This window comes from Rhodococcus sp. NPDC003348, assembly GCF_053589375.1.
Window position 1 is genome coordinate 45,413 of the sequence record NZ_JBSFRT010000028.1, and the last position, 24,461, is coordinate 69,873.

23 protein-coding genes and 1 pseudogene are annotated in these 24,461 nt (G+C 70.3%); 9 read left to right on the forward strand and 15 right to left on the reverse strand.

Translation table 11 applies throughout. The features are described 5' to 3' along the window. Positions 1-21 precede the first annotated feature (21 nt). Both ACWDU4_RS18515 and ACWDU4_RS18520 read left to right on the forward strand, forming a co-directional pair. Complete coding sequence (locus ACWDU4_RS18515) at positions 22-753, forward strand: TetR/AcrR family transcriptional regulator (RefSeq protein ID WP_450115376.1); 732 nt, start codon at positions 22-24, stop codon at positions 751-753. A gap of 119 nt (positions 754-872) precedes the next feature. Beyond that, complete coding sequence (locus ACWDU4_RS18520) at positions 873-1,460, forward strand: TetR/AcrR family transcriptional regulator (protein ID WP_450115377.1); 588 nt, start codon at positions 873-875, stop codon at positions 1,458-1,460. 6 nt (positions 1,461-1,466) lie between these two features. Here the strand turns inward: ACWDU4_RS18520 and ACWDU4_RS18525 are convergent, their stop codons facing one another. The 6 genes from ACWDU4_RS18525 to ACWDU4_RS18550 form a co-directional block, all read right to left on the reverse strand. Next, positions 1,467-2,171: a DUF2334 domain-containing protein gene (locus ACWDU4_RS18525; RefSeq protein ID WP_450115378.1), complete on the reverse strand. Its 705-nt coding sequence runs from the start codon at positions 2,169-2,171 to the stop codon at positions 1,467-1,469. A gap of 99 nt (positions 2,172-2,270) precedes the next feature. After that, positions 2,271-2,756: a glutathione peroxidase gene (locus ACWDU4_RS18530; RefSeq protein WP_450115379.1), complete on the reverse strand. Its 486-nt coding sequence runs from the start codon at positions 2,754-2,756 to the stop codon at positions 2,271-2,273. 20 nt (positions 2,757-2,776) lie between these two features. Beyond that, on the reverse strand, positions 2,777-2,929 hold the full coding sequence (locus ACWDU4_RS18535) for a hypothetical protein (protein ID WP_450115380.1): 153 nt from the start codon (positions 2,927-2,929) through the stop codon (positions 2,777-2,779). Beyond that, positions 2,926-3,891, reverse strand: coding sequence for a class 1b ribonucleoside-diphosphate reductase subunit beta (gene nrdF / locus ACWDU4_RS18540; protein WP_450115381.1), 966 nt, complete (start codon positions 3,889-3,891; stop codon positions 2,926-2,928). The genes ACWDU4_RS18535 and nrdF overlap by 4 nt, the downstream gene beginning before the upstream one ends. Before the next feature lie 61 nt (positions 3,892-3,952). Beyond that, the gene (locus ACWDU4_RS18545; RefSeq protein WP_450115382.1) at positions 3,953-6,073 is read right to left on the reverse strand and encodes a S9 family peptidase; all 2,121 of its coding nucleotides are present in this window, start codon (positions 6,071-6,073) and stop codon (positions 3,953-3,955) included. Between the two features lie 78 nt (positions 6,074-6,151). Further along, positions 6,152-7,033 carry a phosphoribosylaminoimidazolesuccinocarboxamide synthase gene (locus ACWDU4_RS18550; RefSeq protein WP_450115383.1) on the reverse strand — a complete coding sequence of 294 codons (882 nt, stop codon included), beginning with the start codon at positions 7,031-7,033 and terminating at the stop codon, positions 6,152-6,154. A 37-nt stretch (positions 7,034-7,070) separates the two neighbouring features. Here ACWDU4_RS18550 and ACWDU4_RS18555 point away from each other — a divergent pair, with 37 nt between their 5' ends. Beyond that, on the forward strand, positions 7,071-8,492 hold the full coding sequence (locus ACWDU4_RS18555; RefSeq protein ID WP_450115384.1) for an MDR family MFS transporter: 1,422 nt from the start codon (positions 7,071-7,073) through the stop codon (positions 8,490-8,492). Between the two features lie 5 nt (positions 8,493-8,497). Beyond that, complete coding sequence (locus ACWDU4_RS18560; RefSeq protein WP_450115385.1) at positions 8,498-8,842, forward strand: SelT/SelW/SelH family protein; 345 nt, start codon at positions 8,498-8,500, stop codon at positions 8,840-8,842. Between the two features lie 10 nt (positions 8,843-8,852). On the opposite strand, the gene ACWDU4_RS18565 is transcribed toward ACWDU4_RS18560, so the two are convergent. From ACWDU4_RS18565 to ACWDU4_RS18575, 3 genes are all read right to left on the reverse strand, one after another. Beyond that, a complete protein-coding gene (locus tag ACWDU4_RS18565; protein WP_450115386.1) occupies positions 8,853-9,842 on the reverse strand; it encodes a pyridoxal-phosphate dependent enzyme in 990 nt (329 codons plus the stop codon). A 101-nt stretch (positions 9,843-9,943) separates the two neighbouring features. Next, positions 9,944-10,624, reverse strand: a complete 681-nt coding sequence (locus ACWDU4_RS18570; protein WP_450115387.1) for a PaaI family thioesterase — start codon at positions 10,622-10,624, stop codon at positions 9,944-9,946. A gap of 58 nt (positions 10,625-10,682) precedes the next feature. Then, positions 10,683-11,135, reverse strand: a complete 453-nt coding sequence (locus ACWDU4_RS18575; RefSeq protein WP_450115388.1) for an HIT family protein — start codon at positions 11,133-11,135, stop codon at positions 10,683-10,685. A gap of 158 nt (positions 11,136-11,293) precedes the next feature. Between ACWDU4_RS18575 and ACWDU4_RS18580 the strand changes: the two are divergent. Beyond that, positions 11,294-12,706 (forward strand): annotated as a pseudogene (locus tag ACWDU4_RS18580) (FAD-dependent oxidoreductase); the annotation flags it as partial. On the opposite strand, the gene ACWDU4_RS18585 reads toward ACWDU4_RS18580, so the two are convergent. Next, positions 12,623-14,533: an ABC transporter ATP-binding protein gene (locus ACWDU4_RS18585; protein WP_450115407.1), complete on the reverse strand. Its 1,911-nt coding sequence runs from the start codon at positions 14,531-14,533 to the stop codon at positions 12,623-12,625. The pseudogene ACWDU4_RS18580 and the gene ACWDU4_RS18585 sit on opposite strands and share 84 nt — an antisense overlap. A gap of 132 nt (positions 14,534-14,665) precedes the next feature. On the opposite strand from ACWDU4_RS18585, the gene ACWDU4_RS18590 reads away from it, so the two are divergent. Beyond that, positions 14,666-15,085: a MarR family winged helix-turn-helix transcriptional regulator gene (locus ACWDU4_RS18590; protein WP_450115389.1), complete on the forward strand. Its 420-nt coding sequence runs from the start codon at positions 14,666-14,668 to the stop codon at positions 15,083-15,085. A 61-nt stretch (positions 15,086-15,146) separates the two neighbouring features. On the opposite strand, the gene purB is transcribed toward ACWDU4_RS18590, so the two are convergent. From purB to ACWDU4_RS18610, 4 genes are all read right to left on the reverse strand, one after another. Beyond that, positions 15,147-16,568, reverse strand: coding sequence for an adenylosuccinate lyase (purB, locus tag ACWDU4_RS18595; RefSeq protein ID WP_450115390.1), 1,422 nt, complete (start codon positions 16,566-16,568; stop codon positions 15,147-15,149). Positions 16,569-16,637: 69 nt separating this feature from the next. Continuing rightward, complete coding sequence (locus tag ACWDU4_RS18600) at positions 16,638-17,249, reverse strand: TetR/AcrR family transcriptional regulator (RefSeq protein WP_450115391.1); 612 nt, start codon at positions 17,247-17,249, stop codon at positions 16,638-16,640. Between the two features lie 118 nt (positions 17,250-17,367). Continuing rightward, on the reverse strand, positions 17,368-18,555 hold the full coding sequence (locus ACWDU4_RS18605; protein WP_450115392.1) for a pyridoxal phosphate-dependent aminotransferase: 1,188 nt from the start codon (positions 18,553-18,555) through the stop codon (positions 17,368-17,370). A 9-nt stretch (positions 18,556-18,564) separates the two neighbouring features. Continuing rightward, on the reverse strand, positions 18,565-19,491 hold the full coding sequence (locus tag ACWDU4_RS18610) for a LysR family transcriptional regulator (protein ID WP_450115393.1): 927 nt from the start codon (positions 19,489-19,491) through the stop codon (positions 18,565-18,567). 122 nt (positions 19,492-19,613) lie between these two features. Here ACWDU4_RS18610 and ACWDU4_RS18615 point away from each other — a divergent pair, with 122 nt between their 5' ends. The 3 genes from ACWDU4_RS18615 to ACWDU4_RS18625 are packed head-to-tail and all read left to right on the forward strand — an operon-like array spanning position 19,614 to position 22,631. Continuing rightward, positions 19,614-20,987 carry an MFS transporter gene (locus ACWDU4_RS18615; protein WP_450115394.1) on the forward strand — a complete coding sequence of 458 codons (1,374 nt, stop codon included), beginning with the start codon at positions 19,614-19,616 and terminating at the stop codon, positions 20,985-20,987. Positions 20,988-21,013: 26 nt separating this feature from the next. Next, positions 21,014-21,751, forward strand: a complete 738-nt coding sequence (locus ACWDU4_RS18620) for a 3-hydroxybutyrate dehydrogenase (RefSeq protein WP_450115408.1) — start codon at positions 21,014-21,016, stop codon at positions 21,749-21,751. Positions 21,752-21,809: 58 nt separating this feature from the next. After that, positions 21,810-22,631, forward strand: coding sequence for an alpha/beta hydrolase (locus ACWDU4_RS18625; protein WP_450115409.1), 822 nt, complete (start codon positions 21,810-21,812; stop codon positions 22,629-22,631). Between the two features lie 15 nt (positions 22,632-22,646). On the opposite strand, the gene ACWDU4_RS18630 is transcribed toward ACWDU4_RS18625, so the two are convergent. Continuing rightward, positions 22,647-24,293: a GMC family oxidoreductase N-terminal domain-containing protein gene (locus ACWDU4_RS18630; protein WP_450115395.1), complete on the reverse strand. Its 1,647-nt coding sequence runs from the start codon at positions 24,291-24,293 to the stop codon at positions 22,647-22,649. Between the last annotated feature and the right edge of the window lie 168 nt (positions 24,294-24,461).

Here is a 24,461-nt window from a genome sequence, read left to right on the forward strand (position 1 = left end):
TGTTCCCACCGGAGGTGCCCGATGGCGCTGGACCTGATCGACCTGCTGTGGCGAGACCACCCCGCCGCACCGAAGGGCGGCACCCGGGGGCCGCGGTCGAAGGTCACCACGACACAGACCGTCGACGCCGCGCTCGCCGTCGCCGACGCCGAGGGTCTGGACGCCCTGACCGTCCGACGGATCGCGGCCGACCTCGGGATCTCCACGATGGCGCTCTACACGCATGTCGGGTCCCTCGACGATCTGCTCGTGCTCATGGCCGACGCCGTCCGCGCGCGTCGGCCGCGGGCGCCGTACCGGAGCGACGCCTGGCGCGACCGGGTACGCCAGGTCGCCGAGGAGGAGCTGGCGCTGCACGCCGCGCACCGGTGGCTGATCGACGTCACCGACCAGCGCACGTCGTTCGGCCCCGGCACGATCGCGCACTACGACCACGACCTGCAGGCCTTCGACCCGACGCCCTTGGACGACGTCACCCGCGACGCCGCACTGACGTTCGTCACGGACTTCGTCCGGTCCGCGGCACGTGCTCGTTGGCCCGACCCGCGGGCCGCCGACATCGCCGAGGCGTGGTCGAACTGGAACGAACGGCTGGCCACCTACCTCGGCGCGGACTTCGGCCTCGCGCGACGGGTCGGCGCCGCCGCCGGCGCGGCGATGAACACGTCGTACAGTCCGGACGCCGCCTGGAGTTTCGGGCTCGACCGCGTCCTGGACTCGTTGTCCGTCCTGATCGAGCCGGACCGCTCGTGACGCGGTCGAGCGTGCGCGACTGTCACTGTCGAGCGAGGCAGGTCGCGGCACGTCCGGTGTGTCGGCACCGTCACACCTCGGCGATCGAGGCCGACCGCGGACGTACCTAAAATGGTGCGGTGCCGAAACTGATCGACCACGACCAACGAAAGCAGGAGATCGCCGAGGCGGTGTGGCGCCTGATCCTGCGCCACGGCATCACCGCGGTCTCGGTGCGCGACGTCGCCGCGGAGGCCGACCTGTCGACCGGATCGCTGAGGCACACGTTCGCGAGCAAGGCCGACCTGCTCGCCTACTCGATGCGACTGGTCCACGTCCGCGCGCGGTACCGGATCCTCACACACGTGACCGTCGCGGAGCCGCGGGCCCGCGCGCTGGCGATGCTGTCCGAGCTGCTCCCCCTCGACGACGTCCGGCGCTGTGAGATGGAGGTCAACCTCGCCCTGGTGGCCGAGGCGCCGGCACATCCCGAGCTCGGGGCGATCGCGCTGGACGCGCAGCGGGACATGCGGCTCGGATGCGGGAAGATCCTCGCCGACCTGGCACGGCACGGTCTGGTCGCCGCGTCGCGGGACATCGACGCCGAGGCGATGCATCTGCACGCGTTGATCGACGGCGCGGCGATGCACGCCGTGCTCGGCGAGACGGACAGCCCGGAGAGTGCGCTGCGGATGGTCACCGAGCATCTCGACTCGCTCGCCGGGTAGACCCGGCTACGCAACCTCGAGGTCGTCCCGGCGCGACCGCCAGCGATAGGTGTCGGCGCGGGCCTCGTGGTGCAGGGCGAGGTCGACCGCGTCGAGCACGGCCTGCCGCGGACCGGGTTGCGCGAGCTGCTTGGCGGAGATCGCGAGCCGGACGATGCCACCGCGACGAGCGGTCCGACCGGCTCCGAGCACCAGCGCGCGACACCGCCACGGTTCCGAACGGAATCCGTCGCCGATGCCGAGCACCCGCGCCTTCACGACGGTGCCGCGGTCGAGGTCGTGAATGCCGGTGAGCCCGGCGAGCAGCCGGAATCCGTTGTGCGGCAACGCCGTCACCGCGCCCTGCGACGCCTGCCAGCGGGGCGCCGCGAACGCCCGGGTCCGCAGTCCCGTCTCCTCCATCACCCGGTCGGCGGCGAGCAGGCGCAGCGTCGCCTCGTGCTGCGGCAGGGCCGCGAACTCGGCGCGGCGCTTCTTGGTGGCGGCCTGGTCGTAGCCGTGCAGCACGATCGCGTCGCCGCCGTCCCGGCGGGTACGCAACCAGTCCTGGGTCGGTTCGTCCCGTACGAGTCGGTATTTGTCCTTGAGCCGCGGGGCGACCAGCAGCGACAGCGGTACACCCCGCGCGTCCATCTCGTCCGCGAACCCGGCTGCGAGTTCCCGGGTCTCGTCCCTGATCCCCGACACCGACACGATCAGCGTTGCGGCCATGCGGTCAGCCTGGCAGCCGAAGATGAACAGGCGCTGACGCGCTCGTGAGCGGTTTGTGGGTCCCTGGACCCGTGAACCGCGCACGAGCGGCGGAGCCGCCTACAACAGGGCGTCGATGGCCGACACGACCTCGGGGGCGTCCGGCTCGGTGCGCGGGCGGAAGCGGTTCGCGACGGTGCCGTCGGCGGTGATCAGGAACTTCTCGAAGTTCCACTGGATGTCACCGGCAGCGCCCTCGGCGTCGACGGCCTGAGTCAACTGCGTGTACAGCGGGTGCCGGTCGTCGCCGTTGACGTCGATCTTCTCCAGCAGCGGGAAGGTGACGCCGTAGGTGGTCGAGCAGAACTCCTGGATCTCCTCGGCGGTGCCCGGCTCCTGGCCCATGAACTGGTTGCACGGCACCCCCACGACGGTCAGACCGCGGTCGGCGTAGTCCTTCGCCAGCTGCTCGAGGGCGGTGTACTGCGGGGTGAGACCGCACTTGGAGGCGACGTTGACCAGCAGGATCGCCTTGCCGCCGAGGGCGCGCAGCGAGGTCGCCTCGCCGGCAAGGGTGTCGATGTCGATGTCGAGGAGATTCGTCATGGCGACCACCGTACGTGCGCTCAGCCCCGGGCGGCGGGCAGTGCCGCCAGGCCCGCGTCGATGGAGTCGAGGGAGGCCAGTGCGGCGCGATGGGTGGCGGCGTTGCCGAACTTCACCGCGACGACGTTGCCCGGGCTTCGTACGGCGCGACCGAGCAGGCCCGGACGAATCACCGCTCCCAGTCGGAGTCCTCCGTGGGCTCGGGGGTGGGCAGGGCGTACGCACTGCCCGCGCCGGAGAAGAAGTCGTGAGTCTCTCCCGCCCCCGGGTCGAGAGCCGCCAGGATCTCCGGGCGGACGATGCACTCGGCCGCCGCGAACCGCGGGCCGTAACCGAGGTTGGCCAGGGCCCGGTTCGCGTTGAAGCGCATGAACGGGAGCACCTCGCCGGTCCAGCCGACTCCGTCGTACAGGTCGTGCGCGTACCCGACCTCGTTGTCGTACAGCGCCTGCAGCAACTCGTGGGTGTAGGTGCGGTGCCGGGCGCGCACGCGGCCGTCGGCCCGGTCCAGCGCCCGCCGGCAGGTGTGACCGATGTAGAACCCGTGCACGGCCTCGTCTCGCATGATCAGCCGAATCAGATCGCCGGTGTTGGTGAGCACGCCGCGGGAGACGAAACGCAGCGGCAGGTAGAAGCCCGAGTAGAACAGGAACGACTCCAGCAGGACGGAGGCGGCCTTCCTGGCCAGCGGGTCGTCGCCGCGGTAGTGGTCCAGCACGATGCCCGCCTTGCGCTGCAGGTGGAGGTTGCGTTCGGACCAGTCGAACGCCTCGTCGATCTCCCTGCTCGAACACAGTGTGGAGAAGACCGCGCTGTAGCTCTTGGCGTGTACCGACTCCATGAACGCCATGTTGGTCAGCACCGCCGCCTCCTGTGCGGTGCCGGCGTCGGCGATCATCGCGACCGCGCCGACGGTGGCCTGTGCGGTGTCGAGCAGGGTCAGGCCGGTGAAGACCCGGATGGTCAGCCGGCGTTCGGTCTCGGTGAGGGCCCGCCACGAGGGCACGTCGTTCGACAGCGCCACCCGTTCGGGCAACCAGAAGTTGCCGGTCAGCCGGTCCCACACCCGCACGTCCGTGGGGTCGGGCGGCCGGGTCCAGTCGATCGCGTGCGCGCGACCCGCGCCTGCGGCCACGTCCCCATTGTCCCCCGACGGGGTGGCCGGGGGACGTCGAGGGACCCGGTCGGCCCGGCGGTCAGCTCGCGCCGACGGTGTCGAGCACCCAGGCGTACTCGAACGCGACCTCCCGCCACTTCTCGTACCGGCCGCTGACGCCGCCGTGGCCGGCGCTCATCTCCGTCTTGAGCAGGAGCGGCGAGTCGCCGGTCTTGGTGGCGCGCAGCTGCGCCACCCACTTGGCCGGCTCCACGTACAGCACCCGCGTGTCGTTGATGCTGGTGATCGCGAGGATCGCCGGGTAGTCGTGGGCGCCGACGTTCTCGTACGGGCTGTACGAGCGCATGTAGTCGTAGACGTCCTTGTCCGCGAGGGGGTTTCCCCACTCGTCCCATTCGATGACGGTCAGCGGCAGGGACGGATCGAGGATCGAGGTGAGCGGGTCCACGAACGGCACGTTCGCCAGGATCCCGGCGAACAGCTCGGGCGCCAGGTTCGCCACCGCGCCCACCAGCAACCCGCCCGCGCTGCCGCCGTCGGCCACCATCTGCTGCGGCGTCGTGCGCCCGGTGTCGACGAGATGCCGTGCGCAGGCGACGAAGTCGGTGAAGGTGTTCTTCTTCGACAGCATCTTGCCGTTGTCGTACCAGTGCCGGCCCATCTCGCCGCCTCCGCGCACGTGCGCCACCGCGAACACCACGCCGCGGTCGAGCAGCGACAGCCGGGCCACCGAGAATCCGGGGTCGGTGCTGGCCTCGTAGGAGCCGTACCCGTACAGCAGCAGCGGCGCGGGGTCATCGCCGCCGCGGCGCCGCACCAGCGAGATCGGGACCCGGGTGCCGTCCTCCGCGGTGGCCCAGTCGCGGTGCTGCTCGTAGTCGGCGGGGTCGTACCCGCCCAGCACCGGCTGCTCCTTCCGCAGCAGCAGCGTCCCGGTCGCGATCTCGTAGTCGTAGACCCGGCTCGGCGTGATGAAGGACGTGTATCCCATTCGCAGCAGCGGGCTTTCCCACTCCGGGTTGGACCCGGCGCCGACCGAGTACAGCTCCTCGCCGAACTCGAGCTCACGCAGATCGCCGTACCCGGAGTCGGTGAGCGGCCACACCGCGAGTCGGGTCAGCGCCTCCCGCCGATAGCTGACCACCAGGTGACCGGCGAACGCGTCGACGTCCTCGAGGCGGACGTCGGCGCGGTGGGCGATCAGGGTTCGCTGCTCGGTCGGATCGGCGACCGGGGCGTCGACGAGGGTGAAGTTCTCCGCCTTGACCCCGTCCACGATCCCGTTGTGCAGGATCAGGAACCGGTCCTGACCGCCGACCACGGCGTGCTCGACGGCGTACTCGACGCCCTCCTCGCGGGGCAGTACGACGGTGAATTCGCCCTCGGGGTTCGCGGATTCGAGGTACCAGATCTCGGAGGTGATCTTCGAGCCGAGCCACACGGTCAGGTACTTCTCGCTCCGGGTGGATCCGAAGCCGACCCAGTACCGCTCGTCGGGCTCGTGGAAGACGCGCACGTCCGCGGACTGCGGCGTGCCCAGCTCGTGCCGCCAGACGGTGTCCGGCCGCCACGCGTCGTCCACGGTCAGGTAGAAGACGTGCCGGTTGTCCATCGACCAGGTCGCACCGGGCGCGGTGCCGGGGATCTCGTCGGCGAGCAGCTCGCCGGTGTCGAGGTTCTTGAACCTCAGCAGGTAGCGCTCGTCGCCTGCGGTGTCGACGGAGTACGCGAGCAGGGTGCCGTCCAGGGTCACCGACATCGCGCCGAGCGCGAAGAAGTCGTGCCCCTCGGCGAGCTCGTTGCCGTCGAGCAGCACCTGCTCGCCCTCGATGTCGGTGTCCGCGGAGAGGACCGGCGGCGTCCAGTCGTCGGGCCCGGCGATCGGGCAGCGGCAGTGCACCCCGTACTGCTTGCCCTCGAACGAACGGGCGTAGTACCACCACTGTCCCATCCGGGACGGCACCGACAGGTCGGTCTCCTGGGTGCGGGACTTGATCTCCCCGAAGATCGACTCCCGCAGCGGCGCCAGGTGCTCGGTCTGCGCCTCGGTGTGGGCGTTCTCGGCCTCGAGATATGCGACGACCTCGGGGTCGCTCTTGTCCCGCAACCACTCGTAGTTGTCGACGAACGTGTCGCCGTGGTGGGTGCGCGGCTGGGGAACCTTCTTCGCGACCGGAGGCGCAGCGACGGGCGAACTCATGCCGCCCACCCTATGCGCTGTCCCCCGGTCGCCGTGGGCGCGCCCCGGGCGCGCCCCGAGTGCGGCCGGGACTGTCCTTTAGAGCCAGTCGGCGAAGGACAGTCCGGAGATCCGCTCGTATGCCTCGATGTAGCGGGAGCGGGTGGCGTCGATGATGTCCTGCGGCAGCGGCGGCGGGGGCGTGTCGGAGGCGCGGTCCCAGCCGGAGTCCGGCCCGGTGAGCCAGTCCCGGACGAACTGCTTGTCGAAGCTGGGCTGCACCTTGCCCGCCTCGTAGCCCTCCGCGGGCCAGTACCGCGAGGAGTCGGGGGTGAGCACCTCGTCGGCGAGCACCAGGTTGCCGTCGGCGTCGATGCCGAACTCGAACTTGGTGTCCGCCAGGATGATTCCCCGCTCACCGGCGAAGATCGCGGCGCGGGAGTAGATGTCGAGGGTGTCCTCGCGCAGCTTGAACGCGAGGTTCTGACCGAGCTGATCGACGATGGTGGCGAAGTCGACGTTCTCGTCGTGGTCACCGAGCGCGGCCTTGGTCGCGGGGGTGAAGATCGGCTCGGGCAGCTGCGACGCCTCGACGAGGCCCTCGGGCAGCTCGACGCCGCACACCGCGCCGGTGCGCTGGTAGTCCGCCAGCCCCGACCCGGTGAGGTAGCCGCGGGCCACGCACTCGACGGGCACCATGTTCAGCTTCTTGACCACCAGCGCGCGGCCGAGCACCTCCTCGGGGATGCGCTCGTCGTCCGGCGGCCCGGCCAGGTGGTTGTGCGCGGTCAGCCGGTTGAAGAAGAACACGCTCATCGCGGTGAGCACCCGGCCCTTGTCGGGGATCGGGGTGCTCAGGATGTGGTCGTAGGCGGAGATCCGGTCGCTGGCGACGAGCAGCAGGTGCTCGTCGTCGATGGTGTAGAGGTCGCGGACCTTGCCGCCGGCCAGGTGGGTGTAGTCGGAGAGTGAGGGGCGCACGGGCCAACCCTATCGGGTCTGCCCGATACTCGATCAGATGGCAATCGAGATCGACAGACGCGACATCGGGCTGCGTTCGGAACGCGGCCCCGTCCTGGCGTCGCTGATGCTGACCACCGCGCTGGTCGCGCTGGACTCCACGGTCATCGCGACCGCGGTGCTGACCATCGTCCGCGACCTCGGCGGCTTCGGCCAGTTCCCGTGGCTGTTCTCGATCTATCTGCTCGCGCAGGCGGTCTCGGTGCCGATCTACGGCAAGCTCGCCGACCTGTTCGGCCGCAAGCCGGTGATGCTGTTCGGCATCGCGTCGTTCTGCCTGGGTTCGGTGCTGTGCGGCCTGGCGTGGTCGATGCCGGCGCTGATCGCGTTCCGGGCGATCCAGGGTCTCGGCGCCGGCGCGGTGCAGCCGATGAGCCTGACCATCGCCGGCGACATCTACACCCTCGCCGAACGCGCGAAGGCCCAGGGCTACCTCGCCAGTGTGTGGGGCATCTCCGCGGTGGTCGGGCCGACGCTCGGCGGGGTGTTCTCCGAGTACCTGTCGTGGCGGTGGATTTTCCTGGTCAACGTGCCGCTGTGCGCGGTCGCCGCGTGGGCGCTGCAGCGGCACTTCTCCGAGCAGCCGCGCCGCGACCGGCCCCGGATCGACTATCTCGGCGCGGTGCTGCTGACCGGCGGCGCGGCCCTGGTGATCCTCGGCCTGCTCGAGGGCGGGCAGGCGTGGGCGTGGGGGGCGCCGGCGTCGATCGCGGTGTTCGGGAGCGGTGCGGCGCTGCTGGTGGCGTTCGCGGTGGTCGAGCGGCGCGCCGCGGACCCGATCCTGCCGCCGTGGGTGCTCACCCGCCGGGTGCTGGTGGTCAGCAGCACGATCTCGGCCGCGGTCGGCGCGATCATCATGGGCCTGACGTCGTACGTGCCGACGTTCGTGCAGGGTGTGCTCGGTACCGGCGCGCTGGTCGCCGGATTCGCGCTCGCCACCCTGACGATCGGCTGGCCCATCTCCGCCTCACTCGCAGGCCGGCTGTATCTGCGCGTCGGTTTCCGCGTCACCGCGCTGATCGGCGCGGCCGCGGCAGTCGCGGGTATGGCGCTGACGACCGGCCTGGACGCCGGGTCGCGGGTATGGGAGGTGGCGGTGATCTGCTTCGTGATCGGCGCGGGCATGGGCCTGGTGTCGAGCCCGACGCTGATCGCCGCGCAGTCCAGCGTGGACTGGTCGCAGCGCGGTGTCGTCACCTCGACGAACATGTTCGCCCGGTCGATCGGCAGCGCGGTCGGGGTGGCGGCGTTCGGCGCGATCGTCAACGCCCGGCTGGACGGAACCGACACCCCGGCACCGGAACAGTTGTCGGGCGCACTGCACCTGGTGTTCCTGGCCGTGACCGCGACCGCGGCGGTGATTCTGGTGGCGGCGGCGTTCATGCCGAGTCGTGTGCGCTCCCCCGATTTGGCAGGCTGAGGGTCATGGGATCCCCGGAGGCACATCGGGCGAGGGTGCGCATCACGTACTGCACGCAGTGCCAGTGGCTGCTGCGGGCGGCGTGGATGGCGCAGGAACTGCTGAGCACGTTCGGCGCCGACCTCGGCGAGGTGGCCCTGGTCCCCGGCACGGGCGGCGTCTTCCTGGTCGAGGTCGACGGCGCCGTCGTGTGGGACCGGTCCCGCGACGGCGGCTTCCCGGAGGCGAAGGTCCTCAAGCAGCGGGTCCGTGACGTCATCGATCCGGGCCGGGACCTCGGCCACGCCGACCGCCCGCGGGACCCGCGCACGGGTCGCGCCGCGACGGGACTGCCGGACCCGCAGGGCTGAGCGACGACGCTCAGCGCGGTCCGTACGTGTCGACGAACACGATCGGCGCGTCCCCGAACATCGGGTGCCGGTCGAGGGCGATCGCGGCGGCGAAGGCCTTGGCGGTGTACACCGGATCGAGTGTGAGCCCGGCCGCGGCCGCGGCCCGCTCGGCGGCGGCAGCCTCGACCGTCGGGTGGCCGTATCCCGGCCCGAGCCAACGCCGGGTGACGACCAACGATCCGGGCGCGAAGTCGACCGCACCGAGCCGGGCGCCGCGGCTGCGCAGCAGCCGCTCGGTGCGGCGCGCGAGCCCGATCAGATTGCCCTCCGCCAGCGGCAGGGTGTCATTGACCACGACCGCGACCACCCGGGTGTGCAGGCCGGCGAGCCGCAGGCCAAGCAGCAACCCGGCCGCGGTGCCACCGGACCCGACCGCGGTGACCACGGCCGCGGGCTCCGGCATCTCGCCGCGGTCGACCTGCGCGACCAGTTCCAGCGCGGCGTCGACGTAGCCCAGGGTCCCGATCGGGGTCGATCCGCCGGCGGGCAGGTAGTACGGGAGCCCGTTCCGGGCGAACAGCCAGGGGGCGGCCGCGATCGTGCGGGCCTTGGTGTGGGTCCGGTGCACCGTCGCCCCGGAGGCGTGCAGACGCGCGAGCTGTGCCCGAACGTGCTCGTCCACCGGCTGGTCGACGAGGGCCAGCGCGGTGTCGACGCCCTGCTCGCGCGCGTACAGCGCCGTCGCGAGCCCCCAGTTGGTGCCCAGCGCCCCGACGGTGAGGATCCGGCGCGAACCCCGGGCCGCGACGTCGGGCAGGATCCATTCCAGCTTGCGTATCTTGTTGCCGCCCCAGCCGCCGTCGCCGAACCCACTGTCGTCCTTGCACCACAAGCGGTTTCGGTCACCGAGACCGTCCAGCCGGGTCAGCGGTGTCGGCCGCGATCCGAGCCGCAGGTGCGGCAGCGTCGCGGCGAGCTCCGGGTAGCGGCGATGCAGTTCGGGGCGAGCGTCACCCATGACGTCGGCGCGCTTCTCGTCGTCCGTGCATTCGAGGTCCGAGCATTCGCGGTCCGTGCATCCGCGCAGATTACGCAACCCGCCGCGCCGACGTCGGCGGTTCAGCCTGCGGTCGACGCGGTCTGATCCGTAACCGCCTCGCGCGCCCAGCGCGGCAGGATGAAGATGCCCTCGGCCTCGACGGTGACGCCCTCGGCGTCGGCGATGTGTCCCCTCACGAACGCCTTGACGCCTTCGATCCGATCGAAGCGGGCCTCGGCGTGCAGGTCGCCCAGTGGTGTCGGGCGCCGGTAACGCAGCGTGAGTGTCCCGGTCATGCCGGGGCGGCCTGCGGCGACCGCGGTGTCCCCGAGGAGCTGGTCGAGGATCAGCGCGCTGACGCCGCCGTGGGTGAGCCCGGCCGGGCCCTCGTACTGCGGTCCGAGGCGGAAGTCGGCCCAGACGCGGCCGTCCGCGTCGTAGTGGAGTTCGAGCGGCGGCGCGACGGGGTTACGCAGGCCGTCGGCGGCGTTGCCCCAGCCCCGCTTCCAGCCCGAGGCGCCCCAGCGGACGCCGTAGGGGCCGGGGATCGCCTTGCGGCGCAACAGCGCCGTGGCCTCCTCGACGAGTTCGCGGGCGCGCCGGACGTCCGGGTCGTCGACCTCGGTTTGCACGGTGGCCGCGATCAGGGCGCGGACACTGTCGGTCAGCGGACCGTAGAGGTCGACCTGGCGCTGGATCTCCTCGTCGGACAGGTTGTCGCTGACGTAGAGAAGTCGCTGGTCGGGAATCGATTCGGTCACGTTGCCTCGCTCTGGTTCCGCACTACACGCAATGTGCATGCTACATACGTGCGGATCGTCAACCGTCCGCGAGGCGTCGCCGGATGGTGCCGGCGAGATAGTCGAGGTCGTCGCGGCGCGGCATCGTCGGGCGACCCCGCAACCCGAAGCCGTCACCGCCGCTGCGCGGGATGACGTGCAGGTGCACGTGGAACACCTCCTGCCCCGCGGCGACGCCGTCGGCGAGGAAGAGGTTGACGCCGTCGGCGCGCGGGCCGTCCTCGGGTTCGCCGGGAATCCGGGTTCCGCCGTCCCGCAGGGCCGTGGCGATCCGCTGCCCGACCGCGAACACCCGGCGTCCGTCCTCCGGGTCCAGCTCGGCCAGCCCGGACGCGTGCGCCTTCGGGACCACCAGCAGGTGCCCCGGGGTGAAGGGCCGGATGTCCATGAACGCGACGGTGTGCTCGTCCTCGTGGACGATGCTGGCCTCGGCCGTGCGGGCGACGATGGCACAGAAGACGCAGGGGGTCATGCTCGTCGATGTTATCGACGCGACAGCCGAAGTTCCGTCGACCCAAGAGAATTGGGCACCCGTCCCGTCCAACGGGCAACCGCCTTCCCGACCCGACCCGGCGGACCTAGCGTGACCGGCACCACACCGATGTCCGGTGTCGACCACAGGAGAACCCGATGAGCGCACGCGTACCTGTCACACCGATCGACGCTGCCGAGATCGACACCTACGACCACGAGACCGACGTCCTGATCATCGGTTACGGCTGCGCCGGCGCCTCCGCCGCGCTCGAGGCGAACGCCGCGGGAGCCGACGTCGTGCTGCTGGAACGACAGAGCGGTGGTGGCGGTTCGTCGGCGCTGTCCGGTGGCGAGATGTACCTCGGCGGCGGCACCCCGATCCAGGAGGCGTGCGGATTCACCGACACCGCCGAGGACATGGAGAAGTTCCTGCTCGCCGCGCTCGGCCCGGACGCCGACCAGGAGAAGGTGGGCCTCTACAGCCGCGAGAGCGTCGCCCACTTCCAGTGGCTCGTCGACAACGGTGTGCCGTTCAAGCCGTCGCTGTGGGATTCGCCGACCTGGGTGCCGCCGACCGACGACGGCCTGATGTGGATGGGCGAGAACGCCTACCCGTTCCACGAGATCGCCGAGCCCGCACCGCGCGGGCACCGCGTCACGTCCGACGGCTTCGGCGGCAAGGTGCTGATGGCGGTGCTCGGCGAGGCCGTCGCCAAGACCGACATCGCGGTGCACACCGACACCACCGCACTGCGGCTGATCGTCGAGGACGGCCGCGTGGTCGGCGTCGTGGCCCGGCACTTCAACGACACCGTCACCTACCGCGCCCGCCGCGGCGCGATCGTCACGACCGGCGGATTCGCCGACAACAAGGAGATGCTCGCCCAGCACGCCCCGCAGCTGGTGGGCCTGGGCGTCAACTCCGACGGCGGCGACGACGGCCGCGGCATCGTGATGGCGCAGGGCGTCGGCGCGGCGGTCAAGCACATGTCCGCCGGTCAGGTCGGCATCTCGCTGGTGCCGGGAATGATGGTGCGCGGCATGATCGTCAACAGCGTCGGTCAGCGGTTCATCAACGAGGACGTCTACCCCGGCCTGGTGGGGCAGGCGGCCCTGTTCAAGCACAACCTGCAGGTGTGGGTGATCCTCGACGAGCAGGCGTACGAGGAGATCCCGGTCGACGAACGCTGGGGCGTGCAACCGCATTTCGTCGCCGAGACCCTCGAGGAGCTCGAGCGCGAGATCGGGATGCCCGAGGGCGCGCTGCAGACCACCGTCGGCGAGTACAACCGGTACGCCGAGCACGGCGAGGACCCTTACTTCCACAAGTCCTCGCGCTGGCTGCGCCCGCTGCAGCCGCCGTTCGCCGCGATCGACGTCCGCCGCGGCATGGCGCCCCCGGAGTACGGCGACGGCGGCACCGGGGGCGGCGGCGCCGAAGTGTTCACGATCGGCGGCCTGCGCACCACCGTCGACGGTCGCGTCCTAGACCTCGACGGCGACCCGATCCCGGGACTCTTCGCGGCCGGCCGCGCGACGTCGGGCCTGCACTCGTGGGGCTACATCAGCGGCACCTCGCTGGGCGACGGCACGTTCTTCGGCCGGCGCGCCGGTCTCGCGGCCGGTTCCGACGCGGGCGAGTAACGCGGCATAGGACCCGCCGAGCGCCAGCAACTCGTCGTGGCTGCCCGACTCGGCGACGCGGCCGTGGTCGAGCACCACGATCTGGTCGGCCTCGCGGATCGTGGAGAGCCGGTGCGCGATGGTGATCGTGGTCCGGCCGCGGCTGACGGTGTCGAGGGCACGCTGGACGGCGGCCTCGGTCTCGTTGTCCAGGGCACTGGTCGCCTCGTCGAGGACCAGGATCTTCGGGTCCCGCAGCAGGGTGCGGGCGATCGCCAGGCGCTGCTTCTCGCCACCGGAGAACCGGTGACCGCGGGCGCCGACCATGGTGTCGTAGCCGTCGGGCAGGGAGACGATCAGGTCGTGCACCTGGGCGGCGCGGGCCGCGTCCTCGATCTGCGCGTCCGTGGCGTCCGGGCGGGCGTGCCGCAGGTTGTCGCGGATGGTTGCGTGTAGCAGGTAGGTCTCCTGGGAGACGACGCCGACCAGTTCGGACAGTTCGGCGAGCGTGATGTCGCGCAGGTCGACGCCGTCGACGGTCACCCGGCCCGACGTCGGGTCGTGCAGCCGGGCCACCATCGACGCGAGAGTCGTCTTGCCGGAACCGGTCTCACCGACCAGCGCCAGCGAGCTGCCGGCCGCGGCGGTGATCGAGACGTGATCGACGGCGTCGCGGTCGGCGCCCGGGTAGCGCAGGACGACATCCTCGAAGCGGACGGTGCCCGCCACCGCGTCGCGGGGCATCGGGACGGGCCGCTCGGGATCGTCGATCTCGACGGGCAGGTCCAGGTACTCGAAGATCCGGCTGAACAGGGCCAGCGAGCTGGTCACCGAGACGCCGACGTCGAGCAGGCTCATCAACGGCCGGAACAGCGCCCCCTGCAGGCCGGTGAACGCGACCAGGGTGCCGATCGACATGCCACCGGAGGTCGCGGGCAGGCCGGCGACGAGGTACAGCAGCGCGGGGATGGCGGCGAAGATGATGTTCATCGTGGCCATCCGCCAGCGGCCGGAAAGCTGGGAGCGGACCTCGAGGTCGGACAGGTGCGCGGAGGTGTCGGCGAATCGCTGCGACATGGCGGGGCCGTTGCCGAGGGTCTTGCCGAGCTGGACGCCGCTGATGGACAGCGACTCCTCGATCTGCGTCTGCATGTCGGCGAGGGTGCGCTGGCGCTGCGTGGTGATCTCGCGGCGCATCCGGGCGACGCGGCGGGTGAGCCAGATCGCGGGCGGCAGCACGATCAGCGACAGCAGCGACAGCCGCCAGCTGAGCACCGCCATCGCGACCGCGGTGCCGACGACGGTGGTCACGTTCGAGGCGATGGAGGTGGCGGTGGAGGTGACGACGGTCTGCATGCCGCCGATGTCGTTGGTGAGGCGGGACTGGATCTCGCCGCCGCGGGTGCGGGTGAAGAAGCCCAGGGACTGGCGCTGCAGGTGGGTGAAGACGTCGGTGCGCAGGCCGTGCATGATGCGCTGGCCGACGGTGGTGGAGAGCCAGGTCTGGACGACGCCGAGCACCGAGCCTGCGACGGTGACGGCGAGCATCGCGATCACGGCCCAGACCAACAGCGGCACGTCCTGTTGCGGGATGGCGCGGTCGATGACGGCGCGCACGAGGAACGGGTTGGCGAGGGTGATCACCGAGGACGCGACGATGAGCGCGACGACGACGGCGATCTGGGTGCGGTAGGGGGTGAAGAGGGCGCCGATCCGGCGCAGGCTCACCGGCTTCTCGGCCAGTTGGGCGCGATCGGCGGGGTCGATCTTCATCTGGCGGCCCGGTCCGGGTCCGCCGAAGTGGGGGCTTGTCAATACAACCACCCCTCTCGAAGTGTCGGGGTAAGACATACTGAGGTTGCCTCACTATGAGGCAACCGTCAAGTGGCTGTAGGGTGAATCACCATGATCACCGACCGTCCCGACACGCTGCGGGACCTCGTGATGTCGACCGCGCGGGGCCTGCGCCGGCGCTGGGTGGCCGCCCTCGAACCGTGGCAGCTCTCCCCGCACGAGTACCGCGCGCTGCACGCGATCGGCCACGGTACCGACCCGGCACCCCGGCTCGGCGACGTCGCGAAGGCGCTGCGCATCGCGCCGCGGTCCGCGACGGAGGTCGTCGACCGGCTCCAGGACCGCGGCCTCGTCGAGCGGATCCCCGACGCACTCGACCGCCGGGCGACGTGCGTGCAGCTGACCGAGGACGGGCGGCGGACCGTGCGCGACCTGCAGCAGGCCCGCGACGCCGACGCCGACGATTACTTCGCCGCCCTCGACGACCACGACCGCGCCGAGCTGCGCCGCATCCTCGGCAAATTGCGCTGACGCGCCTGTGCGCGAGTTCGGTGACTCTGGCTACCGAACTCGCGCGCAGGCGGCGAAGCCGCTACAGGATCGGGGACGGCTTGTAGCCGGCCGCGTCCGGGTACTGCTCGACGAGCAGCTCGACCCGGCGCACGACCGAGGCGACCTGCGCCTCGGCGGCACCGATGAACGCCGACTTGTCGGCGAGCGCCGCGTCGAGGGCGGCGCGGTCCAGCGGCAGCCGGTCGTCGGCGGCGAGCCGGTCGAGCAGGTCGGGCTCGCGGCCCTCCTCGCGCATCGCCAGCGCGACCGCGACCGCGTGCTCCTTGATGACCTCGTGCGCGGTCTCGCGGCCGACACCGGCGCGAACCGCCGCCATCAGCACCTTGGTGGTCGCCAGGAACGGCAGGTAGCGGGTGAGCTCCTTCTCGATCACCGCCGGGTAGGCGCCGAACTCGTCGAGCACGGTCAGGAAGGTCTCGATCTGCCCGTCGATCGCGAAGAACGCGTCCGGCAGCGCGACACGGCGGACGACGGAGCAGAACACATCGCCCTCGTTCCACTGCGCGCCCGCCAGCTCGGCGGCCATCGAGGCGTAGCCGCGCAGCACGACCTGCAGGCCGTTGACGCGCTCGCAGGAACGGGTGTTCATCTTGTGCGGCATCGCGGAGCTGCCGACCTGGCCGGGCTGGAAGCCCTCGGTGACCAGCTCGTGCCCGGCCATCAGCCGGATCGTGTGCGCGAACGACGACGGCCCGGCGCCGACCTGCACGAGCGCGGACAGCACGTCGTGGTCGAGCGACCGCGGGTACACCTGGCCGACGCTGGTCAGCACGTGCGCGAAGCCGAGGTGTTCGGCGACCTTCGCCTCGAGGAACTCGAGCTTCTCGGTGTCGCCGTCGAGCAGGTCGAGCATGTCCTGCGCGGTGCCCATCGGGCCCTTGATCCCGCGCAGCGGGTACCGGTCGATCAGTTCCCGCAGCCGGGTCAGCGCGACGAGCAGCTCGTCGGCGGCGGACGCGAACCGCTTGCCGAGGGTCGTCGCCTGCGCGGCGACGTTGTGGCTGCGACCGGCCATCACCCGAGCCGAGTACTCGGCGGCCTTCTCGCCGAGCCGCGCCGCGACCGCGACACCATGCGCGTGGACGTGCTCCAGCGACCGCAGGACCTGCAGCTGCTCGACGTTCTCGGTGAGGTCGCGGCTGGTCATGCCCTTGTGCACGTGCTCGTGGCCGGCCAGGGCGTTGAACTCCTCGATGCGGGCCTTCACGTCGTGCCGGGTGACGCGCTCGCGGGCGGCGATGGAGTCCAGGTCGACCTTCTCGATCACCCGCTCGTAGTCGGCGAGCGCCTCGGCGGGCACCTCGATGCCGAGTTCGGCCTGCGCCCGCAGGACGGCCAGCCACAGCTGACGCTCGAGGACGATCTTGTGCTCGGGCGACCACAGCGCCTTCAGCTCCGGGCTGGCGTAGCGGGTGGCAAGGACGTTCGGGATGCGGCTCACGGACACCCAGTTTACGGCCCCGCCCCGGACTCCGAGTGCACGGCCGGGACTGGGGGCCGCCGCGGACGATTACACCGCGACGGACGGCGCGACGATGTCGATCACCTGCGACAACATCTCGCGGGCGAGTGCCTTCGGGTCGGGGTCGCCCTCGCTCAGTGCACCGACGACGGCACCGTCGACCACGTACACGAGCCGCCGCAACCCTTCCCGGTGCACCTCGCGGCCGGAGCGGTGCAGCACCAGCACGATCAGCGCGTCGAGGTCGGATCGCAGCCTCCGCTGGACCTCCCTCAGTTCCGGATGCCGCGCGAACGCGACGAACCGTTCGTACCGGTTGACCAGTTGGGCGTGACCGCCCTTCCCCTCCTCGAACACGCCGACGAGCATGTCGACGATCAGTTCCACCGTCGCCTCGACGCCGCGGGAGCACGACGACACCTCGTCGATCCGCGCCTGCATGACATCGAGCTCGCGCGCGCCGCACCGTTCGACGGCGGCGGCCGTCAGGTCGTGCAGGGAGGCGAAGTAGTAGGTGGTCGACGCCAACGGCACCCCCGCCCGGGCCGCGACCGCGCGGTGCCGGACGGCATCGAAGCCGCCCTCGACGAGGAGGTCGGCGGCCGCGTCGACGAGCGCGAGCCGTCGACGCTCGCCCTTCGGAGTCGCCGCAGCAGTCACCGGGTCATTTTGGCAGCGGAGTCGAAAGCCGGTGCCGAAATGGCGAATTCGCGTTTGACACTTCCCGTCAGGTGAGAGCGCACAGGTCGCGGCCGGACACCGAGACGAACGCTCGGCGTCAGCCGCGCAGTGCCGCGCTGCGTTCGAGCCGGGCGAGGGCCTCGGCGACCTCTTGGGTCTCGCCGGCGAACGACATGCGCAGTGTCCGGTCGCCGTGAACGGTGTCGAAGTCGATGCCCGGCGCGACCGCAACCCCGGTCTCGCGCAACAGTTCCGCACACCACGCCGTGGAGTCGTCGGTGAGGTGGCCGATCCCGGCGTACACGTAGAAGGCGCCGTCCGCGGGGGCGAGTTCGGTGATGCCGAGCCGCGGCAGTTCGGCGAGCAGCAGGTCGCGGTTGACCGCATACCGCCGCACGTGACCGTCCAGTTCGGCGCGCGACTCCTCGGTGAAGGCGGCGACGGCCGCATACTGCGAGATCGCAGGCGGACACACGGTCATGTTCGACGCCAACCGCTGCAGTGGCCGCAGCATGGCGTCGGGCACCAGCGCCCAGCCGAGCCGCCAGCCGGTCATCGAGAAGTACTTCGACACCGACCCGATGACGATGGACTCGCGGGAGGTCTCCCATGCGCTCGAGACAGCCACCGGCACACCGCTCGGCTCGGTCGACGTCCCGAACTCGATGCCGTGGTAGATCTCGTCGGAGATCAGCAGGGTGCCGTGGTCCTCGCACCAGCGGGCGAGGGCAGCGAGTTCCACGGGGTCGATGACGGTGCCGGTCGGGTTGGCCGGGCTGGCGACGATCAAGCCCGCGGGCGGTGCGTCGAGCGCGTCGAGCATCGCGACGGTCGGCTGGTAGCGGGTCTGCGGTCCGCAGTCGAGTTCGACGACGCGGCAGCCGAGCGCGGCGAGGGTGTTGCGGTACGCGGGATAGCCGGGCCGGGCCACGACGACGGTGTCGCCGGCGTCGAACGCGGCGAGGAACAGCAGGGTGAACGCACCGGAGGACCCGGTGGTGACGACGACGTTCTCCGGGTCGACGTCGATTCCCGACTCGCGCGAGTGGTAGCCGGCGATCGCCTCCCGCAACGCCGCGATTCCGAGGGTTTCGGTGTAGCCGAGCACCTGGGTGTCGATCGCCTCCCTGGCCGCCCGCAGCACGGGCGCAGGCGCCGGCGTCGAAGGCTGTCCGGCGGCGAGGGTCAGGACGTCGCCGTGGGTGCGGGCCCGTTCGGTCGCCGCCTTCCACACGTCCATGACGTGGAAGGTGGGAACCTGGGACCGCTGGGATTCTGCACGCACACCTCGACGCTAGCGCGGCGGCGGCGTGGACGGACCCACTCCCCCCAGGAGGGCGCCCCGCTGCGCGTCGACGGTCTCCCGGAGCGCCCCGATCACCGCGGCGACCTCGGGACGACGCAGACCCTCGGGTCGGGTCACGAGCCAGTAGGCGAGCCGCGCCTCCACCTTCGTCGGCAGCACGCGTACCAGGTCGTCGTGGCGATCGGCCATGAAACAGGGCAGCAGTCCGATGCCCGCAGCGGCCCGGGTCGCCTCGACGTGCACGAAGACGTTGGTGGACGTCACCGATTCCCGCATCGAGACGGTCAGCCGCCGCGCCAGGTCGAGTTCGTCGACCTGCAGCATGGAGTCGATGAAGTAGACGAGGGAGTGGTCGGCCAGTTCGGCGACCGTCCGTGGCGAGCCGTGCTGCGCGAGGTACGCCCGCGACCCGTACAGGCCCAGGGTGTAGTCCGCCAGCCACATCGCTTCGGCACGGTGGACCTGGGGCTTGCCGACGACGACCTCGATGTCGAGGCCGGACCGCTGCTGCGACGCCCGTCGGGTCACCGCGACGATCTCGACGGACACACCGGGGTGTCGTCGGCGCAGTAGCGACCCGGCCGGCGCCGCGATGTAGGCGCTGAACCCGTCGGTGGCCGAGAGTCGGACGACGCCCTTGAGGTGGTTGTCGCCGGCCGGGTCGGCGACGAGTCCGCGCACGGCCGCTTCGACCCGTTCGGCGGCGGCAAGCGCCTGTCTGCCCAGATCCGTGAGCTCCCACCCGCCCGCGGCCCTGGCGAGCACCCGGCCACCGAGGCTCCGTTCGAGTGAAGCGATCCGCCGGGAGATGGTCGTGTGGTTGACGCCGAGATCGTCGGCTGCCGCGTTGAAGCGACCGGTCCTCGCGACCGCCAGCATTATCAGCAGATCGTCTGCGCTGGGCCCGGTCACCATAACTGCATATTCGCACATCGTGCGTGCAGCTTGCGTCATTGTGAGCGCAGAAATATGCATCGATACTCGGCAGGAACAAGCAGCTGTGGCACCGGTCACATCACCCGGACGAGGAGTTACGCATGAGTGTCGGCGAGTCGACGAGGGCGCAGGACAACCCGCCTTCGGGATTGAAGAAGGTGGTCGGCGCCTCGATGGCGGGCACCGTCGTCGAGTGGTACGAGTTCTTCCTGTACGGAACCGCGGCCACCCTCGTGTTCAGCAAGGTGTTCTTTCCCGCCGGCGGCAACGAACTCGACGCCGTCATCGCCGCCTTCGTGACCTACGCCGTCGGCTTCGTCGCCCGACCGCTCGGCGGCATCGTGTTCGGTCACTTCGGCGACAAGTTCGGCCGCAAGCAACTCCTGCAGTTCAGCCTCCTCCTCGTCGGCGTCGCGACCTTCCTGATGGGCTGCCTTCCCACATTCGGACAGATCGGCTACTGGGCTCCGGCGCTGTTGGTGACGTTGCGGTTCGTCCAGGGCTTCGCGGTCGGCGGCGAATGGGGTGGGGCCGTGCTGCTCGTCGCCGAGCACAGCCCGAACCGCTCGCGCGGATTCTGGGCGTCGTGGCCGCAGGCCGGTGTGCCGGCGGGCAACCTGGTCGCGACCGTCGTCCTGCTGATCCTCACGACGACGCTGACCGATGCCGCCTTCCTGAGCTGGGGCTGGCGCGTGGCGTTCTGGTTGTCCGCCGTGATCGTTCTCGTCGGCTACTACATCCGCACCAAGGTGACCGACGCGCCGATCTTCGTCCAGGCCCAGAAGGAGGCCGAGGAGATCAAGGCCACCTCTTTCAGCGTGGTCGAGGTGCTCAGGCGTTACCCCCGTGGCGTCCTGACCGCGATGGGGCTCCGCTTCGGCGAGAACGTCATGTACTACCTGGTCGTCACCTTCTCGATCACCTACCTGAAGGTGGTGGTGAAGACCGACACCGCGCAGATCCTGTGGTGGATGCTGATCGCGCACGCCGTCCACTTCGCGGTGATCCCGTTGGTGGGCCGCCTGTCCGACACCATCGGCCGCCGGCCGGTCTACATGATCGGCGCGGTCACGGCGGGCACCTGGGGCTTCTTCGCATTCCCGATGATGAACAGCGGCCACAGCGTGGTCATCCTCGGCGCGATCATCATCGGCCTCGTGTTCCACGCATTCATGTACGCGGGGCAGCCGGCGATCATGGCGGAGATGTTCCCGACGCGCATGCGGTACTCGGGTGTCTCGCTCGGCTATCAGGTGACGTCCATCGTGGCCGGCTCACTAGCCCCGATCATCGCGACCGGCCTCCTCAGCCGCTACGACTCCGCGTGGCCGATCGCGATCTACCTGGCAGCGTCCTGCCTGATCACTGCGGTCGCGGTGCTCGTGGCCCGGGAGACCAAGGGCATCTCGCTCGAGTCGGTCGACGCCGCGGACGCCCGGATCCTCGCGAGCGAGAAGGCCGGTGTCCCCGCGTGACCGAGCACACCCGACCGGAACAGACCCTGACAGGCAGGCGGGCACTGGTCACCGGCGGCGCCAGCGGCATCGGGGCGGCGTCCGCCCGCGCCCTCGCCGCCCGCGGAGCGCACGTCACCGTCGCCGATCTCGACGACGTGGCCGCCGAGTCCCTGGCCGAGGAGATCGACGGCTCCGCCTGGCGCGTCGACCTCCTCGACACCGGGGCACTCGAGAACCTGGTGCTGGAGACCGACATCCTCGTCAACAACGCCGGCATCCAGACGGTCAGCGCGATCGAGGATTTCCTCCCGGCCGACTTCCGGCGGATCCAGACCCTCATGGTCGAGGCGCCGTTCCTGTTGATCCGCGCGGCGCTACCGCACATGTACGCGAACGGATTCGGCCGGGTCGTCAATGTGTCCTCGGTTCACGGGCTGCGCGCGTCGGCCTACAAGTCCGCGTACGTCACCGCGAAGCACGGACTCGAAGGACTGTCGAAGGTGACGGCCCTCGAGGGCGGTCCGCACGGCGTTACGAGCAACTGCGTGAATCCCGGGTACGTCTCGACACCGTTGGTGCAGAAGCAGATCGCCGATCAGGCACAGGTGCACGGCATCAGCGAGTCGGAGGTTGTCGAGAAGGTCATGCTCACCGAGAGCGCGATCAAGCGCCTGGTCGAGCCCGCGGAGGTGGCCGATCTCGTCACCTGGCTGGCCGCCCCCGGCGCAGCGATGGTCACCGGTGCGTCCTACACCATGGACGGTGGTTGGACGGCACGGTGAGGCCGCCGATCGGCGCCGACCGGCACACACTGGAGCGGTGGTGCCGTCGGCGTCGATCCTGCTGCGTGTCCTGGTGACCGTGCTCGCCCTGCTGTGCGTCCTCGCGCTCGTCGCCTGGTGGTTCCAACGCCGGCTGATCTACTTCCCCGACAACTCCCCCGTGCCGCCCGCATCGAGCGTGTTGCCCGGCGCCGAGGACGTCCGGTTGACGACGGCCGACGGCCTCGAACTGCGCGGATGGTACGTCCCTCCGACCGCGGCGCCCGGTCGCGACCTCACCGTGCTCGTCACCAACGGCAACGGCGGCAACCGCGCGGGCCGGGCCTCCCTCGCGGCCGCGCTCGCCCGCGACGGCTTCGCGGTGCTGCTCTTCGACTACCGCGGGTACGGCGGCAATCCGGGGACGCCGACGTCCACGGGACTCGGACTCGACGCCCGGGCCGCACACCGGTTCCTGACACGGGACAAGGGCGTACGACCGTCGCGGCTGTTGCACTTCGGCGAGAGCCTGGGCACCGCGGTGGCGACGGACCTGGCGCTCGAGCATCCGCCGGCTGGACTGCTGCTCCGGTCGCCGTTCACCGACCTGGAGTCCCTCGCGCGCCGCATGTTCTTCGGGTTACCCGTCGGGTTCCTGCTGCGGGACAGGTTCGCGGTCGCGGACGCGGTGTCGCGCGTCGACGTCCCGACGACCGTCGTGTACGGCACCGCGGACGACATCGTGCCACCCGAGCAGAGCAGGGCCGTGGCGGCGGCCGCCCGTGGACCGGTCGACGTGGTCGCGCTGGACGGCGCCGGCCACAACGACGCCGTCATGTTCGGCGACGTCGTGGCCGGCGCGGTGGCCGCGCTGGCCGACCGGATCGACCCTCAGGAGTAGCGGGGCCCGTGTGCGCTACATGTCACTCGCGATGATGTTCTCGATGTTCCGCTCGGCGAGCGCGGTGATCGTCACGAACGGGTTCACGCCGGTGTTGCCGGGGACCAGCGCCCCGTCCATCACGTACAGCCCGGAGTAGCCGTTGAGCCGTCCGTGGTTGTCGGTGGCCTTGTTCAGCACGGCGCCGCCGAGCGGGTGGTACGTGAAGTGGTCGCCCCACGTCTTGGTGACGCCGAACAGGTCGGTCCGGTAGATCGTCCCTTCCTTCTTGTTGATCTTGTCGAAGACCGCCTTGGTCATGTCGATGCCCTTCTGGTTCTGCGCCGCAGTCCAGGTGAGGTCGACCTTGCCGGTGCCCGAGTTGAACTGGAACCGAGCGCGTTCCGGGTTCTTCGTGATCGCCAGGTAGAGGCTGACGTAGGTCTCGAGGCCCGCCGGGAGCGGGGCGATCTCGGCGAAGATCGGCGCCGCCGCGTCCGACCAGTTGTCGATGCCCATGGTGGGGATGGTGGCCTGCTTGCTGCCGGTGGCGTCCCACATGTGGTTCGCGCGGCCGACCATGATGTTGCCGTTGTTGCCCCAGCCCTCGCCGACCTCCGACGACAGGTTGGGCAGGTGCCCCTGCGCCTTCATCGAGACGAGCAGCTTGCTGGTGCCGACGCTGCCTGCGGCGAAGAAGACCTTGTCCGCGGTCACCGTCTTGGTTGCGACGACGTTGCCCTGCTCGTCGATCTGCTCCATCGTGACGTCGTATCCGGCGCCGGACGCGGGAGCGACCTTGGTGACGCGGTGCAGGCTGGAGATGGTGACCTTGCCGGTCGCCGCGGCCTGTGCGAGATAGGTCTTGTCGAGGGACTTCTTGCCTGCGTTGTTGCCGTAGATGACCTCGCCGCCGAGGGCCGAGGCGGCGGCCTGGCCGGCGGCCTCCTTCTTCATGTAGTCGAAGTCGTACACGTTCGGAACGAAAGCCGTTGCGAAGCCGGACCGCTCGGCGGTCTTGCGGCCGGTCCGGGCGAACCCGTACCACGGGGTCGACTCGAACCACGACTGATCGATGTTGTTCACACCCAGCGTCGAGTTCGCGCGCGGGAAGAAGGTGTTGTACATCTCGTTCGCGTCGACCGAGGGCAGGATCTCCTCGAACCAGGACCGCTTCGGGGTGACGGCCATACCGCCGTTGACGAGGGAGCCGCCGCCGACGCCGCGGCCCTGGTAGACCTTGATGCCCCCGAACTTCTCGGAGTCGAGCACGCCGACGTATTTGTCGATGCTCTTGTTGATGCCGAAGCCCATGAAGTTGCTGACCGGCTGATCCGTCGTGGTGGACAGCCACGTGGAGCGCTTGTCGGGGCTGAGCATGCCGGAGAAGATCTTGCCGTCGGAACCGGGGGTGGTCCACTCCCGGCCCATCTCGACGATGTGCGCGTCGATGCCGGCCTGGGCCAGGCGCAGGGCGGTGACCGAGCCACCGTAGCCACTGCCGATGATCAGGGCGGGCACCCGGTCGCCGGTGTTCAGCGCGCGTCGCGGCGCGGCGGCGGCGGACACCCACGACGAGGACAGTGCTGCGGCACCGACCGCGAAACCCGATGCCGCCAGGAACCTTCGACGGTTCAGCCGGGCGGAGGTGATGGCATTGCGGGACGTCCGGAACTCGCTCAACGAAGCCTCTTTCGGTCACAATCGAATATGGACTGACCCGTTATACAGTCGAGTTCTCGGCCGAACCTCCATTACCGGCAGGTAATTTGTGCACTTGGTAAGAATCATCCGAACCCATCGAAATTCCCTGCGAGACAGGCAGGTTCGACGGTAACCTCCTTGCCCGCG